Origin of the sequence: Bacteroides sp. CAG:633 (assembly GCF_000435115.1) — a bacterium.
GTDB classification, from domain to species: Bacteria; Bacteroidota; Bacteroidia; order Bacteroidales; family Bacteroidaceae; genus Bacteroides; species Bacteroides ndongoniae.
Genome location: NZ_FR883129.1, coordinates 8607 through 26279, shown reverse-complemented (window position 1 = coordinate 26279; position 17673 = coordinate 8607). Strand labels below are relative to the sequence as shown.

Annotated in this window: 12 protein-coding genes; 7 read left to right on the top strand and 5 right to left on the bottom strand. The window is 48.2% G+C overall.

Annotation, left to right across the window (positions count from 1 at the left end; translation table 11 throughout):
- Positions 1–55: 55 nt before the first annotated feature.
- Positions 56–1021: a hypothetical protein gene (locus tag QVP67_RS12710; RefSeq protein ID WP_022163942.1), complete on the bottom strand. Its 966-nt coding sequence runs from the start codon at positions 1019–1021 to the stop codon at positions 56–58.
- A 165-nt stretch (positions 1022–1186) separates the two neighbouring features.
- Here QVP67_RS12710 and QVP67_RS12705 point away from each other — a divergent pair, with 165 nt between their 5' ends.
- The 3 genes from QVP67_RS12705 (at position 1187) to dnaA (ending at position 5070) form a co-directional block, all read left to right on the top strand.
- Complete coding sequence (locus QVP67_RS12705; RefSeq protein WP_022163941.1) at positions 1187–2413, top strand: N-acetylmuramoyl-L-alanine amidase family protein; 1227 nt, start codon at positions 1187–1189, stop codon at positions 2411–2413.
- A 16-nt stretch (positions 2414–2429) separates the two neighbouring features.
- Entirely contained in the window at positions 2430–3323 is an 894-nt protein-coding gene (locus QVP67_RS12700; protein WP_022163940.1) for an MlaD family protein, read from the top strand.
- Positions 3324–3675: 352 nt separating this feature from the next.
- Positions 3676–5070 carry a chromosomal replication initiator protein DnaA gene (gene dnaA, locus QVP67_RS12695; RefSeq protein WP_022163939.1) on the top strand — a complete coding sequence of 465 codons (1395 nt, stop codon included), beginning with the start codon at positions 3676–3678 and terminating at the stop codon, positions 5068–5070.
- A gap of 133 nt (positions 5071–5203) precedes the next feature.
- Here the strand turns inward: dnaA and QVP67_RS12690 are convergent, their stop codons facing one another.
- Entirely contained in the window at positions 5204–5938 is a 735-nt protein-coding gene (locus QVP67_RS12690; RefSeq protein ID WP_022163938.1) for an NADPH-dependent oxidoreductase, read from the bottom strand.
- Positions 5939–6280: 342 nt separating this feature from the next.
- On the opposite strand from QVP67_RS12690, the gene QVP67_RS12685 reads away from it, so the two are divergent.
- The 3 genes from QVP67_RS12685 (at position 6281) to folB (ending at position 12032) form a co-directional block, all read left to right on the top strand.
- Positions 6281–8818, top strand: a complete 2538-nt coding sequence (locus QVP67_RS12685) for an adenosylcobalamin-dependent ribonucleoside-diphosphate reductase (protein WP_022163937.1) — start codon at positions 6281–6283, stop codon at positions 8816–8818.
- A gap of 132 nt (positions 8819–8950) precedes the next feature.
- Entirely contained in the window at positions 8951–11653 is a 2703-nt protein-coding gene (locus QVP67_RS12680; RefSeq protein ID WP_022163936.1) for a 4-alpha-glucanotransferase, read from the top strand.
- Between the two features lies 1 nt (position 11654).
- Positions 11655–12032 (top strand): dihydroneopterin aldolase, encoded by a 378-nt coding sequence (gene folB / locus QVP67_RS12675; protein WP_022163935.1) that lies wholly within the window; start codon positions 11655–11657, stop codon positions 12030–12032.
- A 237-nt stretch (positions 12033–12269) separates the two neighbouring features.
- On the opposite strand, the gene QVP67_RS12670 is transcribed toward folB, so the two are convergent.
- The 3 genes from QVP67_RS12670 to mtaB are packed head-to-tail and all read right to left on the bottom strand — an operon-like array spanning position 12270 to position 15572.
- Positions 12270–13307 (bottom strand): glycosyltransferase, encoded by a 1038-nt coding sequence (locus tag QVP67_RS12670; protein ID WP_022163934.1) that lies wholly within the window; start codon positions 13305–13307, stop codon positions 12270–12272.
- Complete coding sequence (locus QVP67_RS12665) at positions 13300–14199, bottom strand: lysophospholipid acyltransferase family protein (RefSeq protein WP_022163933.1); 900 nt, start codon at positions 14197–14199, stop codon at positions 13300–13302. Before QVP67_RS12665 ends, QVP67_RS12670 begins: the two co-directional genes overlap by 8 nt.
- Positions 14200–14252: 53 nt before the next feature.
- The gene (gene mtaB, locus QVP67_RS12660) at positions 14253–15572 is read right to left on the bottom strand and encodes a tRNA (N(6)-L-threonylcarbamoyladenosine(37)-C(2))-methylthiotransferase MtaB (protein WP_288180187.1); all 1320 of its coding nucleotides are present in this window, start codon (positions 15570–15572) and stop codon (positions 14253–14255) included.
- 89 nt (positions 15573–15661) lie between these two features.
- Here mtaB and QVP67_RS12655 point away from each other — a divergent pair, with 89 nt between their 5' ends.
- Positions 15662–17335, top strand: a complete 1674-nt coding sequence (locus tag QVP67_RS12655) for a long-chain fatty acid--CoA ligase (RefSeq protein ID WP_022163931.1) — start codon at positions 15662–15664, stop codon at positions 17333–17335.
- The last annotated feature ends 338 nt before the right edge of the window (positions 17336–17673 follow it).

The window sequence follows — 17673 nt, the reverse complement described above, 5'->3', positions numbered from 1 at the left end:
CGCGAGCCGTGCAAGTGTCCCAGAAACGGGTTGCAGGCAATGTTTCGGAAGCCTTTCAGCAGGCTTGTTCTGCCTCTTCTTTTTTCCTCTTTTTCCAGAGCTGCCAGGAGTTGATGATGTTTTGCCACAGTACGTACGAGCCCGGGCCTACCGACGACAATGGATTCAGGTAGGTGTAAGCCATCCAGATGGCAAGCACGGTATTCTTCTGTCCCAATGCCTGTCCGCCGCTGATGCGTTCGTGGTAGTGTCCGCCTATGCGTTTGCCCAGATAGAACTGTACGCAACAGGCCACCAGTCCGGCAACGGCTATCAATATTTCTACAAAGACGGGTGCGTCACTGTTGACCAGCGAACGTACCGTCTGGCCCGAAACGATAGCCAGCGCTACGGCCCACAAGTAGAAAGCGGCATCGCGGAAGCCCAGCAGAATATGGTGTACCTTCGGCACGAAAGCCCGCAGGAACCAGGCCAGGAAGAAGGGGCAGAGCAACAGCGGGAATACCTTGCCTAATATTTTCAGGAAAGCCGAAAAGAAACTGATGTCGGCATGAGGCTCGACCAGCGGAAAGACCAGCGGCACGGCAACGGCAGCCAGCAGATTGGAGAGCAGCGTATACGTAGTCAGGCTTGAAGCACTTCCACCCAACTTGCCGGTGATAACAGCAGCGGCAGTGGCCGTGGGGCAGATGAGGCAGACCATGGCACCCTCGAACACTTCGCGGTAGACTTCGTCCATCGGACAACAGATGAGCAGAGCCGCTACCGCCAGACACGACGCCGTCTGAAACAGCAGCAACCATCCGTGCCATGCTTTCGGCTTCAGTTCGTGCACTTCTACCTTACAGAAAGTAAGCAGCAGTTGGGCAAAAATCAGGAAAGGAGTCAGGAAGGCGATCATGCCATTTACCACAGGTTTGGTGGGGGCGAGTAGGGGCACTCTGGCAAGGATGAAATACCCTATCGTTCCTGCCAACATTGCAACGGGCAGTGTCCAGTTCTTTAAAAAGCGGATAATCATAGTGCTTGCATTTCGATTTTCGGACGGCAAAATTACTGCCAATTTGCGTAAATTGTTCTTTTATACCCGAAAAACTGTGCTAAAAAGCTGTCTTCCTGATAAAACTTAAGCGAAAGAGTGAGTTTTCTCCAAATTTCCACTACCTTTGCAAACGATAGTTTATATATGAACGCATATCGACGATACATATTATTTATAGGTATTTGCCTAAGCCTGTTGTTTTTCCCCTTCTGCATCGGCAATGCGGAAGCGAAGGATTTTGTGGTAGTGATTGATGCCGGACACGGTGGTCACGACCCCGGAGCCGTAGGGCGCATCTCCAAAGAGAAAAACATCAACCTGAATGTTGCCCTTAAGTTGGGCAAACTGATTCAGAAGAACTGTTCCGACGTCAAGGTGATCTATACCCGCAACCGTGATGTGTTTATCCCCCTCGACCGCCGTGCCGAGATAGCCAATAATGCCAAGGCGGATCTTTTCATTTCGATACATACCAATGCGCTGGCCAACAACCGTACCGCCAAGGGTGCTTCGACGTGGACGCTGGGTTTGGCCAAGTCGGATGCCAATCTGGAAGTGGCTAAACGTGAAAACTCCGTTATCCTGTACGAAAGCGACTATCAGACACGTTATGCGGGGTTCAATCCTAACTCTTCCGAGTCGTACATCATCTTCGAGTTCATGCAAGATAAATATATGTCGCAAAGTGTGCATCTGGCATCGCTCGTGCAAAAGCAGTTCCGTAATACTTGCAAGCGTAGCGACCGTGGTGTGCACCAGGCTGGTTTTCTGGTACTCAAGGCAAGTGCCATGCCCAGCATTCTGGTGGAACTGGGTTTCATTTCCACTCCCGAAGAAGAACGTTATCTGAATTCTGAAACTGGTGCTTCCTCGCTGGCAGAAGGCATCTATCGTGCCTTCCTTACATATAAGCGCGAACAGGAAATACGTCTGAACGGTACTTCGGACACCGTTGTACCCGAAGCGCAGCCGCAGCCCGCGGTTGAAAAGCCTGCACTGGATGCGGCAGCCGACTTGAAAGAGAAAGTAGAAGAACCGGCGCAGCATCGTCCACGTCCGCGGGAAGCCATGCAGCCCGAGAAAACCAAAAGCAACGGAATTGTGTTTAAAATACAGATACTGACATCTTCGAAGCTCCTGAACAAGAACGACAAGCGTTTGAAGGGGTTGAAAGATGTAGGACATTATAAAGAAAAAGGTCTGTATAAGTATACGTACGGTGATTCGCCGGATTATAATAAGGTGTTGCGTACCAAGCGCGCCATATCCGCGAAGTTTAAGGACGCCTTCATCATAGCCTTCCGCGACGGAGAAAAGATGGACGTCAATGCCGCTATTAAGGAATTCAAGCAAAATAGAAACAAAAAATAAGAAATCATCAAACGTCATGAAGTATATAACCAAAGAAGTCAGGATAGGTATTGCCGGTATTGCAGCGCTTTGCATACTAGTGTATGGCATCAATTATCTGAAAGGTATTCACATGTTCAAGCCGTCGAACTATTTTTATGTACAGTTTCAGAATATCAACGGACTGACTAAATCGAGCCCTGTCTTTGCCGACGGTTTCCGGGTGGGAATTGTGCGTGAGTTATATTACGATTACAATCAGGCTGGCAAGGTGGTGGCCGAAATCGATGTGGACCCTGAATTGCGTATTCCCAAGGGAAGTTCGGCTGAGTTGACTTCCGATATGCTGGGAGGCATCAAGATGACCCTGCTGTTGGCCAACAATCCGCGCGAGCGTCACGAAGTTGGTGATACCATTCCCGGACGGTTGAACAACGGCATAATGGAACAGGCTGCCGCCATGGTGCCGCAAATTGAGAAGATGTTGCCTAAGCTTGACTCCATATTGGCATCGTTGAATGCAGTATTGGCCGATCCGGCACTGCCTGCAACGCTGCACAATGTTCGCGATCTGACGGCCAGTATGGCTGTTACAAGCCGTCATCTGGAGACGCTGATGAGTAAGGATATTCCGCAACTGACCGGCAAACTGAATACCATTGGTGATAATTTTGCCCAAATCAGCAATAATCTGAAAGATATAGATTATGCGGCTGCCATGCAGCGTGTAGACTCTACGCTTGCCAACGTAAAAATGATTACAGACAAGTTGGGACGCACGGACAATACGGTAGGACTGTTGTTCAACGATCCGACCCTTTACAATAATTTGAGTGCCACTACGGCCAATGCAGCCAGTCTGTTGGAAGACCTGAAGGCGCATCCGAAGCGTTACGTTCACTTCTCCCTGTTTGGTAAGAAGGATAAGTGAAAAATAGTCACTATATAGATTTTGTCTAAATAGAGACGCTGCTTGCTCAGTATAAAACAGAAGCTCTGATATGCCTATAAAAGAACGCTAAACCCTTATTTACGGGTTTCTTTTCCGATAGTCGGATATACTGTCGGTAAGTATGTAAGTGTAATGATTATCAGAAAGTTGAATATAAACAATAGCCTCTTTACGGAGGCTATTTTTATGCTTTTCTATAAGTGCCTGAAAGTAAAGTGTTTATTGTCCGATTGAAAAAAGCAAGAAAAAAGTGATTTGTTTTTCTCAAATAAGATTGCGAATTTTGCAATCGTAGAAGTTTCGCTTAATCAATAAATGTTTAGAAGCCGTTATGAGTGTAGTTGATCATGTCGGACTGTGGAACCGCTGTCTTGAAATTATCAGAGACAATGTTCCGGAGCAGACGTACAAAACCTGGTTCCTGCCTATTGTCCCATTGAAATATGAGGACAAGACTTTGGTTGTACAGGTTCCCAGCCAGTTCTTTTATGAGTTTCTGGAAGACAAGTTTGTAGACTTGCTGAGAAAGACTCTTTATAAAGTAATAGGTGAGGGGACAAAGCTGATGTATAATGTAATGGTAGACAGAAGTTCCCGTCCGCCTAAAACGGTGGAACTGGAATCGACTCATCGTACCATTATTCCTCAGAAGCCTGTTGTAAACAAGCAGATTCCGCAGGTGCCTGTGTCCGACTTGGATCCACATCTGAATCCGGAGTATAATTTCGAGACTTTTATTGAGGGCGGAAGCAATAAGCTGTCGCGCAGCGTAGCCGAAGCAGTTGCACTCAATCCGGCTAAGACTATCTTTAATCCGTTGTTCTTCTACGGTGCGTCGGGAGTAGGAAAAACCCATCTGGCCAATGCTATTGGAACAAAGATTAAAGAACTGTATCCTGAAAAGCGTGTGCTGTATGTGTCGGCTCATTTGTTTCAGGTGCAATACACTGATTCGGTGCGAAACAATACTACAAACGACTTTATAAACTTCTACCAGACAATTGATGTATTGATTATTGATGATATTCAGGAATTTGCCGGCGTTACCAAGACGCAGAACACTTTCTTCCATATCTTTAATCATCTGCATCAGAACGGCAAGCAATTGATTCTGACTTCCGATAGAGCGCCTGTGTTATTGCAGGGTATGGAAGAACGTCTGATAACCCGTTTTAAATGGGGAATGGTGGCGGAACTGGAAAAACCGACGGTTGAATTGCGGAAGGATATTCTGCGTAACAAAATTCATCGCGATGGCTTGAAGTTCCCGCCCGAAGTAATCGACTACATTGCAGAGAACGTAAGCGACAGTGTTCGTGATTTGGAAGGCATTGTGATTTCCATCATGGCGCACTCTACGATCTATAATAAGGAGATTGACCTGGAGCTGGCTCAGCGCATTGTCCGTAAAGTGGTGAATTGTGAAAGCAAGGCAGTTACGGTGGATGATATTATTACGACTGTTTGTCGCCACTTTAATCTGGATGCTTCTGTGATTCATACGAAGTCCAGAAAGCGTGAGGTGGTACAGGCGCGTCAAATAGCCATGTATCTGGCTAAGAAGAATACTGATTTCTCTACGGCGAAGATTGGTACGCTGATAGGTAATAAGGATCATGCAACCGTGCTTCATGCCTGCAAGACGATAAAGGAACTGACGGAAGTAGATAAGTCTTTCCGTGCTGAAATCGATGAAATACAGGCAGACTTGAAACGGGGAAACTGATTGTAACGGAATATTCTTGATTCTTAATAAATTAATTCCCGCAAATTGCGATGAAAGTTATTGAAACTGTCTAAGCGTGATTTGCGGGAATTTGTTTTTCCTTTGTAAGGAGTTTGAAGAGGGTAATAGAAGTTTAGAAACCTTGTTGTTTCATTACTTCCCAAAGTCTTTTAGACATAGCTTCGGCGTCTTTCTTAGTGTAGCGTACGTCTGTAAATACTTGAGCCAAGGTTTCTTTTTTGTTTTCTTCTATATATTTTTTGTTCTCGTCCAGCGATTCCTTGTAGGCATACAGGCGGTCAATGTCGGAAGGAGTATAATCGTGGTAGACTTCTTCGTGTACGATGGCTTCGAGTGGCAGACGGTCGGTTTGTGCGGGCGTTTCGTCGGGCCAGCCTACAGTAATAGTAGTAAGCGGGAATACTAATTCCGGTAATTCTAAGGCTTCTACAATCATGTCGGGGTTGTAGGTTGTAGTTCCCAGATAGCAGATGCCTAGGCCTTTTTCTTCGGCGGCTACACAAAAAGTCTGTGCTGCGAGCAGAGTGTCGACGGCTCCGGTTATAAACCATTCGAAGTTGTTGTAGCCAGGTTGTGCTTTGCGTTGCTCGCACCATTTGCTGAAACGGCGTAGGTCGATGCAGAAAGTTAGTACGACGGGTGCGTTTTGCACCATGGGCTGGTTGAAATGTGCCGGTGCCAGGCGGGCTTTCCGTTCAGCGTCTCTTGTTACAATTACGCTGTAGACTTGCATGTTTCCAACAGTAGAGGCTCGAAAGGCTGTTTCGAGTAAATCATTTAACAATTCGGCGGGAATATCCTTTGGCTGGTATTTCCGTATTGTTCTTCTTTCTTTTAGGCTTTCCATATTTTGTCTTTTTTCTGCAAATATAAGAAAAGAATTATAGAAGTTGTTCACAGCTCCTGTTAATATCTTCCTCCTTTTTTAGAAAAGTATAATTATTCTTTGGTTTTATACATATATCTTTTCCTTTTTGGAAAACTTTTCTTCTTGTTGAAAAAGATAAGTTGTTTATAATCAGATGTAATTCTTCTCTAAATGGAAAACTTTTATTCTGTTGATAAAATGTTCGCTTTTTATTTTGCTGAATAGAAAAACATTCATAGCTTTGCATCCGCATTTGTTGACGATAAGTACGACTTCTACACAAATACTTATAGCAGATAAATCTAAGAAAATACAAATATAGTGGAAAAGAAAGTTTATTCTTATGAAGAAGCTTTTGAAGAATCTTTACGATACTTCCAAGGTGATGAGTTGGCTGCCAGAGTTTGGGTAAACAAATACGCAGTCAAGGACTCTTTCGGTAATATTTACGAAAAATCTCCGGAAGACATGCATTGGCGTATAGCTAATGAGGTGGCTCGTATTGAGGCCAAATATCCGAATGCGTTAAGTTCAGAGGAACTGTTCGCTTTATTCGATCATTTCAGATATATTGTTCCTCAGGGAAGCCCGATGACTGGTATTGGCAATAACTATCAGGTTGCTTCTTTGTCCAATTGCTTTGTGATTGGTGTGGATGGAGAGGCTGATTCTTATGGAGCTATTTTTAAAATTGATGAAGAGCAGGTTCAGCTGATGAAACGTCGCGGTGGTGTGGGACATGATTTATCACATATTCGTCCGAAAGGTTCACCGGTTAAGAATTCCGCTTTGACTTCAACGGGTTTGGTTCCTTTTATGGAGCGTTATTCCAACTCTACACGTGAAGTTGCTCAAGACGGACGCCGGGGAGCTTTGATGCTGAGTGTTTCTATCAAGCATCCTGATTCGGAAGCATTTATAGATGCTAAGATGACCGAAGGTAAAGTAACGGGTGCTAATGTGTCTGTGAAACTGGATGATGCTTTCATGGAGGCTGCAATCGAAGGAAAACCTTATGTTCAGCAATATCCTATAGATTCGGCTGATCCTATATTTAAGAAAGAAATCGATGCTTCGGCGTTGTGGAAGAAGATTGTGCACAATGCTTGGAAGTCGGCTGAACCCGGTGTACTTTTCTGGGATACTATTCTGCGGGAATCGGTACCCGATTGCTATGCAGACTTGGGTTATCGCACAGTATCGACCAATCCGTGTGGCGAAATTCCTTTGTGTCCCTATGATTCTTGCCGTTTGCTTGCGATCAACTTGTATTCGTACGTGGTGAATCCGTTTAAGCCTGATGCTTATTTTGATTTTGAATTGTTTAAGAAGCACGTGGCTTTGGCGCAACGCATTATGGACGATATTATCGATCTGGAGTTGGAGAAGATCGAAAAGATTTTGGCTAAGGTAGATTCAGATCCCGAATCGGATGATGTGAAGCGTACGGAGCGTGTGTTGTGGGAGAAGATTTATAAGAAGAGTGGACAGGGACGTCGTACCGGAGTAGGTATAACGGCTGAAGGTGATATGCTCGCAGCTTTGGGATTGCGTTACGGAACTGAAGAAGCTACCGAATTCTCGGAAAAAGTTCATAAGACTATTGCTCTGAGTGCTTATCGCTCTTCTGTTGAGATGGCAAAAGAACGTGGAGCTTTCGAAATATACGATACTGAACGCGAGAAGAATAATCCGTTTATCAGTCGTTTGCGTGAGGCTGATCCTGAATTGTATGAGGAGATGGCTAAATATGGCCGTCGTAACATTGCCTGTCTGACGATTGCTCCTACAGGAACAACCAGTCTGATGACGCAGACCACTTCGGGCATCGAACCGGTATTCCTTCCCGTTTATAAACGCCGTCGTAAAGTAAATCCTAATGATACGAATGTCCGCGTCGACTTTATTGACGAAACAGGTGATGCTTTCGAGGAATACATTGTTTTCCATCCCAAGTTTGTAACATGGATGGAAGCACAAGGATATAATCCGGCAAAAAGATATACGCAGGATGAGATTGATGCTTTGGTTGCCAAGTCCCCTTATTATAAGGCTACTTCTAACGATGTGGATTGGCTGATGAAGGTCAAGATGCAGGGACGTATTCAGAAATGGGTAGACCACTCTATCAGTGTAACCATCAATTTGCCTAGCGACGTAGATGAGGAACTTGTCAATCGTCTGTATGTAGAGGCATGGCGTTCCGGTTGTAAGGGATGTACGGTTTACCGTGATGGCTCTCGTTCGGGCGTGCTGATTTCTACAAAGAGCGATAAGAAAGAAGAACTTCCTCCTTGCAAACCGCCTACGGTTGTCGAAACGCGTCCTAAAGTGTTGTATGCCGATGTCGTACGTTTCCAGAACAACAAGGAAAAATGGGTGGCATTTGTCGGTTTGCTCGACGGGCATCCTTACGAAATCTTCACTGGTGTGCTGGACGATGATGAAGGAATTATTTTGCCGAAGAACGTTGTTTCGGGACATATTATAAAGAATGTCGATGAAAACGGAGTGAAACGTTACGACTTCCAGTTTGAGAACAAACGGGGATACAAAGTTACAATTGAAGGCTTGTCCGAGAAGTTTAATAAAGAGTATTGGAACTATGCCAAACTGATATCTGGTGTGCTCCGCTATCGTATGCCAATTGAACAGGTGATGAAACTTGTCAGCTCGTTGCAACTGGATAGTGAAAGCATCAATACCTGGAAGAACGGTGTGGAACGTGCTTTGAAGAAGTACGTAACTGACGGTACGGAAGCCAAAGGCAAGAAATGTCCGAACTGCGGTAATGAAACACTTGTTTATCAGGAAGGCTGTCTGATTTGTAAAACTTGCGGCGCATCGCGTTGCGGATAAAGAACCGGAATGAAGCAAACGTTTGCATAGGATTTTAAAAGGCTTGGATAACAATAGCTGCATGATTATGATTTATAATTTTTATACTTGCATAATCGAATGCAGCTATTGTCGTTTCTAAATCTAATATATATGACGCTATCATTTAATATTGAGTATCGCACCAATTGGGGAGAAGAAATCAGAGTCCTGGGCTCTGTCCCCGAACTGGGTGAAAACCGGCCAGAAGGAGCAATTCCCTTGAGCACGGTTGACGGCATTCATTGGACAGCAGAAATAGAAATCCGGATGCCGGAAAATGGCAGCGTGCAGTATGGCTATCATGTATATCGTGAAGGCAAGTCTGTACGTGCCGAATGGAACAGTCTGCCGCGTGTGTTACACGTGTCGGGCGCTGTTGCCGAAAAAGTTTATAACTTGTATGACTGTTGGAAGGATCTGCCCGAACAACAGTATTTTTATACTTCTGCATTTACCGAATCTTTGCTGGCACACAGAGAGCGTCAGGCTGCTGTAACAAGTCACGAGCGCAGTATCCTGATCAAGGCTTATGCACCTTGCATCGATGCCGACCATTGCTTGGGTATTTGCGGCAATCAGAAAGCATTGGGAAATTGGGATCCTGATAAGGCTATCCTGATGACTGATGCTGATTTTCCCGAATGGCAGATTGACTTAGATGTCGAAAAGCTGACTTTCCCCTTGGAATACAAGTTCATTTTGTACAATAAGAAAGAACAGCGTGCTGTAGCCTGGGAAAATAATCCGAACCGCTATCAGGCCAATCCGAAACTGGGACCGTGCGAGACATTGGTTGTAGGCGACCGTTACGTTTATTTCAACCTTCCGGCATGGAAGGGAGCAGGCGTAGCTGTGCCCGTATTCTCGCTTCGTTCGGAGCAGAGTTTTGGTGTGGGTGACTTCGGTGACCTGAAACGTATGATAGACTGGGCTGTAAAGACCAGTCAGAAGGTTGTGCAGATTTTGCCTATCAATGATACAACCATGACGCATACGTGGGTCGACTCTTATCCTTATAACAGCATCTCCATTTATGCTTTCCATCCGATGTATACTGACCTGAAGCAGTTGGGTAGTCTGGAGGATGCCGGACTGATGGCCGACTTCGAAAGACGGCAGAAAGAACTCAACGCTTTGCCTGCTGTGGACTACGAGGCCGTAAACCGTGCCAAGTGGGACTACTTCCGTCTGATATTCAAGCAGGAAGGCGAGAAGGTTTTGGCTTCGGACGAATTCAAATGTTTCTTCGAGGCCAACCGTGAGTGGTTGCTTCCTTATGCAGCATTCAGCTATCTGCGCGATACGTACGGCACACCGAACTTCCGCGAATGGCCCCGTTATCAGGTGTACAAGGCCGATGAAATCGAGGCGCTTTGCGATCCTGCTTCCGAGGTGTATGCAAGCATTGCCATCTATTATTACATACAGTTCAATCTGCATAAGCAATTGCTGGCAGCTACCGAGCACGCCCGTGCACACGGTGTAGTGCTGAAAGGTGACATTCCTATCGGCATCAGCCGCAACAGTGTGGAAGCCTGGAAAGAACCTCACTATTTCAACTTGAACGGACAGGCCGGTGCTCCGCCCGATGATTTTTCGGTGAACGGGCAGAACTGGGGATTCCCGACTTACAATTGGGATGTGATGGAAAAGGACGGTTATGCATGGTGGATGAAGCGTTTCCGCAAGATGTCCGAGTACTTCGACGCCTATCGCATTGACCATATTCTTGGCTTCTTCCGCATTTGGGAGATACCGATGCATGCCGTACACGGGCTGTTGGGCCAGTTTGTGCCTGCCCTGCCTATGTCGCGCGAGGAAATCGAAAGCTACGGTCTGCCTTTCCGCGAAGATTTCTTCCTGAAACCTTATATACACGAGTATTTCTTAGGTCAGGTGTTCGGTCCGCATACCGATTATGTGAAGCAGACCTTCATCGAACCGACTGATACGTTCGAGATATACCGCATGCGTCCTGAGTTTGATACTCAGCGCAAGGTCGAAGCTTACTTTGCCGGAAAGACCGATGCCGACAGCATCTGGATACGCGACGGGCTTTATTCGCTGATTAGCGACGTACTTTTTGTTCCCGACCGTAACGATCCGTATAAGTACCATCCGCGTATCGGCGTGCAGCACGATTTCGTTTACCGTGCACTGAACGATTGGGAGAAAGCTGCTTTCAACCGTCTGTACGACCAGTATTATTATCGCCGTCACAACGAGTTCTGGCATCAACAGGCCATGAAGAAGTTGCCGCAACTGACGCAGTCGACCCGCATGCTGGTTTGTGGCGAAGACTTGGGTATGATTCCCGATTGTGTAGCCTGGGTAATGAACGACTTGCGTATCCTTTCGCTCGAAATACAGCGCATGCCGAAAGATCCGGCACAGGAGTTCGGACGTCCCGACTGGTATCCTTACCGTTCGGTATGTACCATTTCGACCCATGATATGTCCACCCTGCGTGGCTGGTGGGAGGAGAACAGCCAACAGACGCAACGCTACTTCAACTCCGTGTTGGGACGGTATGGCACGGCACCGGCCGAAGCTACACCGGAAATCTGCGAGGAGATAGTGTGCAACCATCTGTACGGCAACTCCATTCTTTGCATCCTTTCTTTGCAAGACTGGTTGTCGATAGACGGCAAGTTGCGTAACCCCAATGCGCAGGAAGAGCGCATCAACGTGCCGGCCAATCCGCGTCATTACTGGCGCTATCGCATGCATCTGACGCTGGAACAGCTGATGCAGGCCGACGGACTAAACGAGAAGATTAAGAGTCTGATTGCAAATACCGGTAGAAACTGTTAAGATGAAGAGTTATATTTTTCTCGACGACCTTTGCTTTTATGCCCATCACGGTGTGGGCGGACAGGAAACTTTAGTGGGCAATGAGTTTACTGTGAGTCTGCGCCTGAAAGTAGACGTTGCCCGTGCGGCGGCTACCGACGAGGTGGATGATACGGTCAGCTATGCCGACGTTTATCAGTCGGTGAAGGCCGAGATGGATGTCCCTTCCAAACTGTTGGAACACGTGGCAGGCCGGATTGTAAAGCGGCTGTTTGCCGATTTTCCGCAGGTGGAGCAGATTGAACTGAAACTTGCCAAACGCAATCCGCCGATGGGTGCCGACATCAAGGCAGCAGGTGTGGAGCTAGAGTGCGGACGCGATGACTGCCCGCTGCTCTGAGTGTTCAGAGGCTGGCTTTGAATGCCTGGAAAAAGCTATAACAGATTTTGTTTTTCAACCTATAAATACGGCTCGTGAACCATGCAAGTGTGGTTCGCGAGCCGTACTTGTGTTGCTCGTGAGCCGTGCAAGTGTCTCTCACGAGCCGCACTTGTGTTTCTCGCGAGCCATGCAAGTGTCTCTCACGACTGTGTAAAACAGCCTCTGTACGCCGTGTCAGGAGGGGTGAGAACGCCCTTATGCCGGGCGGATATTCATCAGTCGGGCGAAGGTCTTTTTGCCTTGCAGGTAGAAGGCTTTCAGAATGCTCTGACCAATCCGTTCGGGAATCTGTGTCAGCACGGCTTTCTGCTGATTCTCTTCGCGCGAAGCAGCAAAATCCTTGCGCAGGGCGTGGTAGGCACGGCGGGCACGGAGGACGGCCATTGCGTTGGGACCCTGCAGTTTCAGCAGGAAGTTCAGTGCGGCTACATAGTCGAGTAGGGTGCGGATGCGCATTACGCTTTTCAGTTCGCCTTCGGGCAGGTTCTTGTAAAGCATCAGCAGGTTGTTGCGGAAGTTCAGGAAGGTTTTGCGCGGGTTTTCCTTGCTCAGTGTGGCACCTCCCAGGTGGTAGACTACGCTCTGGGGGATACATACCAGTTCGCGGCCGCGTGCACGCAGTCGCCAGCACAGGTCTATCTCTTCCATATGGGCGAAGAACCGTCCATCCAGTCCGCCGGCTTCGCGGTAATCCTTCAGACGGATGAACAGGGCGGCACCGGTAGCCCAGAATACGGGAGCGATGGTATCGTACTGACCGTTGTCGGCCTCGACTGCCCCCATGATGCGACCTCGGCAGAAGGGGTAACCGTACTTGTCGATGTATCCGCCGGCGGCTCCAGCGTATTCGAACAGGTCTTTCTGCCGCAGACTCCTGATTTTAGGTTGGCAGCCCGCTACTTCGGGGTGGGCGTCCATGTACTCGGCCAGCGGGGCAAGCCAGTGTTCGGTGACTTCGACGTCGGAGTTCAGCAGGACGACGTATTCGGCCTCCACCTGCTTCAAGGCTTGGTTGTAACCGTCGGCAAAACCGTAGTTGCGGTCTAGCGTGATGAGGCGGACGGTGGGAAATTCGCGGCGTACCGTCTCAACGGAATCGTCCGTCGATCCATTGTCGGCCACGTAGACTGTGGCTCCGTCAGCCTCGGAATAGGACACTACGGAGGGCAGGTAGGAGCGGAGCATCCCGCATCCGTTCCAGTTCAGAATGACGACTGCTATTTTCTTATCCATGTTGTATGACGTCTTCACGTTTCAGTTTCCAGCGTTTGTGCGACCAGAACCAGTAGGGCGGGTCGCGTCGGATGGTTTGCTCCAGCCTTCGGGCGAAGCATTCGGTTATCTCGCCGTCGGCAGTTTGCTTGGGCGTTTCGGTGATCAGGTCGAAGATAACCCGGCAGTGTCCCCGCTTCTGGCGTATCAGTTCGCAATAGAAGACGGGAAAGCCCATCATCCGGGCAATGCGTTCGGCTCCGTCCATGAACACGGTGTCCTGATGGAGGAACGTAGTCCAGTAGTGCGCTTCGCTGCGGTTGGGCGACTGGTCGGTAATCAGTCCCACGGCCATGCGCTTGTGTTCGCGGCGCAGCTTTATCATTTCGCGCGCCGTGGAGTGTTTGGGCACGTTGTATCCGCCGAAGCGCGAGCGGATGCGTTTGAACATTTCGTCCAGATAGGGATTGTGCAGAGGCTTGTATACTTGTACCGGAAGGTCGCCGGGTTGCATGATGGCTCCCATTCCGATAATCCATTCGAAGTTGGCGTAGTGGGGAATCAGGAGCACAATGCCTCCGTATTTGTCTATCATGTTAAGGTACTCTTCCTTGTTTTCGTAAGTCATGCGCCGGGTCAGCTCTTCGAAGGAGATTCGCAGGGTTTTCACTTCTTCGAGCATGTAGTCGCAGATGTAGTGGTAGAATTTGTTTTCTATCTCTTTCAGCTCTTCGGCGCTTTTTTCAGGGAAGGAGTTGCGCAGGTTGGTGCGGACCACCTTCCGCCGGTAGTGGATGACGTGCTGCATCAGGAAGGCAAGTCCGTCGGACAGAACGTAGATGGCTCTGAAAGGAAGCAGGGCCAGCAGCCACATTCCGGCATAGGTCAGCAGATATATAAGCTTCGATTTCACGGTTGGATGTTTCAGTTGTTCTTAAAATTCAGGTTCGAAAGCTGGCGGTTGGTTTAAAGTTTGATTTGTCCCAGCAGGGCGGTACCGTCGTCGTTGAAGTCGCCCAGCGTGATGGGAATCACCTGATTGTCGAGGCGGTCGTCGTGGGGCACTTCCACACGTATGTAGTTGGCCGTGAAGCCATGCATGGGAGCACCGGCCTTGGAACGTTCCAGCAATACGGGCAGGGTTTGTCCGATGTGGCGTGCGTAGAAGGCATGCGTCTTTTCGTCCGACAGCTCCAGCAGACGTTGGCTGCGGCGGTGTTTCTCCTCGGGCGGGACGATGTAGTCTATCTTCAAGGCCTGTGTGCCGGGACGTTCGGAGTAGCTGAATACGTGCAGCTGGGTGACGTCCAGACTGCGGATAAACTCGTACGCGCGTTCGAAGTACTCTTCGGTTTCGCCACGCGTACCTACTATTACGTCCACACCGATGAAGGCATCGGGCATCACTTCCTTTATTTTCCGTACTTTGGTGGCAAACAGAGCCGTGTCGTAGCGTCGGCGCATCAGCTTCAGCACTTCGTCGCAACCCGATTGCAAGGGAATGTGGAAGTGAGGCATGAAGCGTTTCGAACGCGATACAAAGTCGATGATCTCATCGGTCAGCAGGTTGGGTTCGATGGAGGAGATGCGGTAGCGTTCGATGCCCTCTACTTCGTCCAGCGCTTTCACCAGGTCGAAGAAGGTTTCACCGGTCGACTTCCCGAAGTCGCCAATGTTGACACCGGTCAGCACTATTTCACGTCCGCCCTCGGCAGCGGCCTGGCGTGCCTGCTCCACCAGCGATGCGATACTGCCATTGCGGCTGCGTCCGCGTGCAAAGGGGATGGTGCAGTACGAACAGTAATAGTCGCATCCGTCCTGTACCTTGAGGAAGAAGCGTGTGCGGTCGCCCCGCGAGCAGGAAGGGGCAAACGTGCGGATGTCTTTCAGTGCCGAGGTATGGGCTTCGCCGTGTGCATGTTTTTGCAGGTCACCCAGATAGTTCAGCACGTCTTTCTTCTGTTCGGCACCCAGCACTACGTCCACACCTTCGATGTCGGCCACGGTGTCGGGTTTCAGCTGCGCGTAGCATCCGGTCACCACCACAAAGGCACCCGGGTGCTGCTTGATGAGCCGGTGGATGGCCTGCCGGCATTTTTTGTCGGCCACTTCCGTCACCGAACAGGTATTCACTACACAGATGTCGGCCTTTTCCCCCTTGCGTGCGGTGCGTATGCCCGCTTCGCGCAAGATGCGGCCGATGGTCGATGTTTCGGAAAAGTTCAGTTTACAGCCCAGTGTATAGTAAACTGCTGTCTTATCCTGAAATATAGTTGTATCTATCATAAACTTATAAAAAATCACTTTCAGGTCGCAAATATACATATTATTCATCTAAAATCCCTATTTTTGCACACTCATCAATTATCTGTGCAATGATACAAGAAAATTTCATCAAGCTGTACGAACGCAGCTTCCGCGAGAACTGGGATCTTCCGTGCTACACCGATTATGGTGAAGACACAACTTATTCGTATGGCGACGTGGCTCGTGAGATAGCCCGTCTGCATCTGCTGTTCAAGTATTGCCAGCTGAGGCGTGGCGATAAAATAGCCATCATCGGAAAGAACAATTCGCGTTGGTGCATTGCCTATATGGCCGTCATTACCTACGGAGGAATTGTGGTGCCCATTCTGCAAGACTTCAGTCCGAACGATGTACATCACATTGTCAATCACTCCGAGTCGGTCTTCCTTTTCACAAGCGACCTTATTTGGGAACATCTGGAGGAAGAACGTCTGGCAGGGCTTCGGGGTGTTTTTTCACTTACCGACTTTCGGTGCCTGTACCAGCGTGACGGCGAAACCATCCAGCTCTTCCTTAAACACCAGAACGAAGAGATGGACAAACACTATCCTAATGGTTTTCATAAAGAAGATGTCATTTACACAGAATTGAGTAATGACAAAGTGATGTTGCTCAACTATACTTCGGGTACAACCGGCTTTAGCAAAGGAGTGATGCTGACGGGCAACAATCTGGCTGGCAACGTGACTTTCGGTATCCGTTCACAGCTGTTGAAGAAAGGCGACAGAGTATTGTCGTTCTTGCCCTTGGCACATGCTTACGGCTGTGCATTCGACTTCCTGACGGCTACAGCTGTCGGAACCCACATCACACTGCTGGGTAAGATTCCTTCACCGAAGATCCTGATGAAAGCATTCGAAGAAGTGAAGCCCAATCTGATCATTACCGTGCCGTTGGTCATCGAGAAGATTTATAAGAATGTCATTCAGCCCATCATCAATCGCCGCAGTATGCGTTGGGCACTTAACATTCCCTTGCTGGATAGTCAGATTTATGGCCAGATCCGTAAGAAGCTGGTCGATGCGCTGGGAGGACGTTTCAAGGAAGTCATCATCGGTGGTGCTGCCATGAATCCCGAGGTGGAAGAATTTTTCCATCGCATTAAGTTTCCTTTCACCATCGGCTACGGTATGACCGAGTGTGCGCCGCTCATCAGTTATGCCCCGTGCGAAGAATTTGTTCCGACCTCATCGGGCCGGGTACTCGATATTATGGAAGCCCGTATCTGGAAAGAAGATCCGGAGGCTAAATACGGAGAAATCCAGGTGCGTGGCGAAAACGTAATGGTGGGCTATTACAAGAACCCCGAAGCTACCCGCGAGGCATTTACCGAAGACGGCTGGTTGCGTACCGGCGACCTTGGTTTGCTCGACGAAAAGGGCAACCTTTACATTCGCGGCCGCAGCAAGACGATGATTCTGGGTTCGAACGGGCAGAATATCTTCCCCGAAGAGATAGAAGCACGCCTTAACAACCTGCCTTTCGTGTTGGAGAGTCTTGTAATAGAGCGCAACAAGAAACTGGTTGCACTGGTTTATGCCGACTACGAAGCACTCGACTCGTTGGGACTGAACCAACCGGATAACCTGAAAGCCATTATGGACGAAAATCTGAAGAGTCTGAACGAAAGCGTAGCCGCTTACGAGAAGGTCAGCCAAATTCAGCTTTACCCGACCGAATTCGAGAAAACACCCAAGCGAAGTATTAAAAGATACCTCTATAATAGCATTGCTGTAGAGTAATATGTTTTTTAACATATAAAGAATGTGCTCATATACAGTCATTTGCGAAAAGTTACAGAAAAACTTCAAAAAAAACTCTAAAAAAAATGGGTGTTTGGAGAACAACATATTTAAAAAGTGCATACCTTTGCAGCGTTTTAATAAAGCAAATGATTGTATTACGTTTTAAAAAGTAAAGGAAATGAAAAAATTAGTTTTGATGGCAGCAGCTATCGTAGCAGTATCTTTCGCATCTTGTGGTAACAAAGCAGCTAACGCTGAACAAGCAGCAGCTGATTCTATCCGTATCGCTGATTCAATCGCAGCTGTTGAAGCAGCCGCAGCAGAAGCTGAAGCAG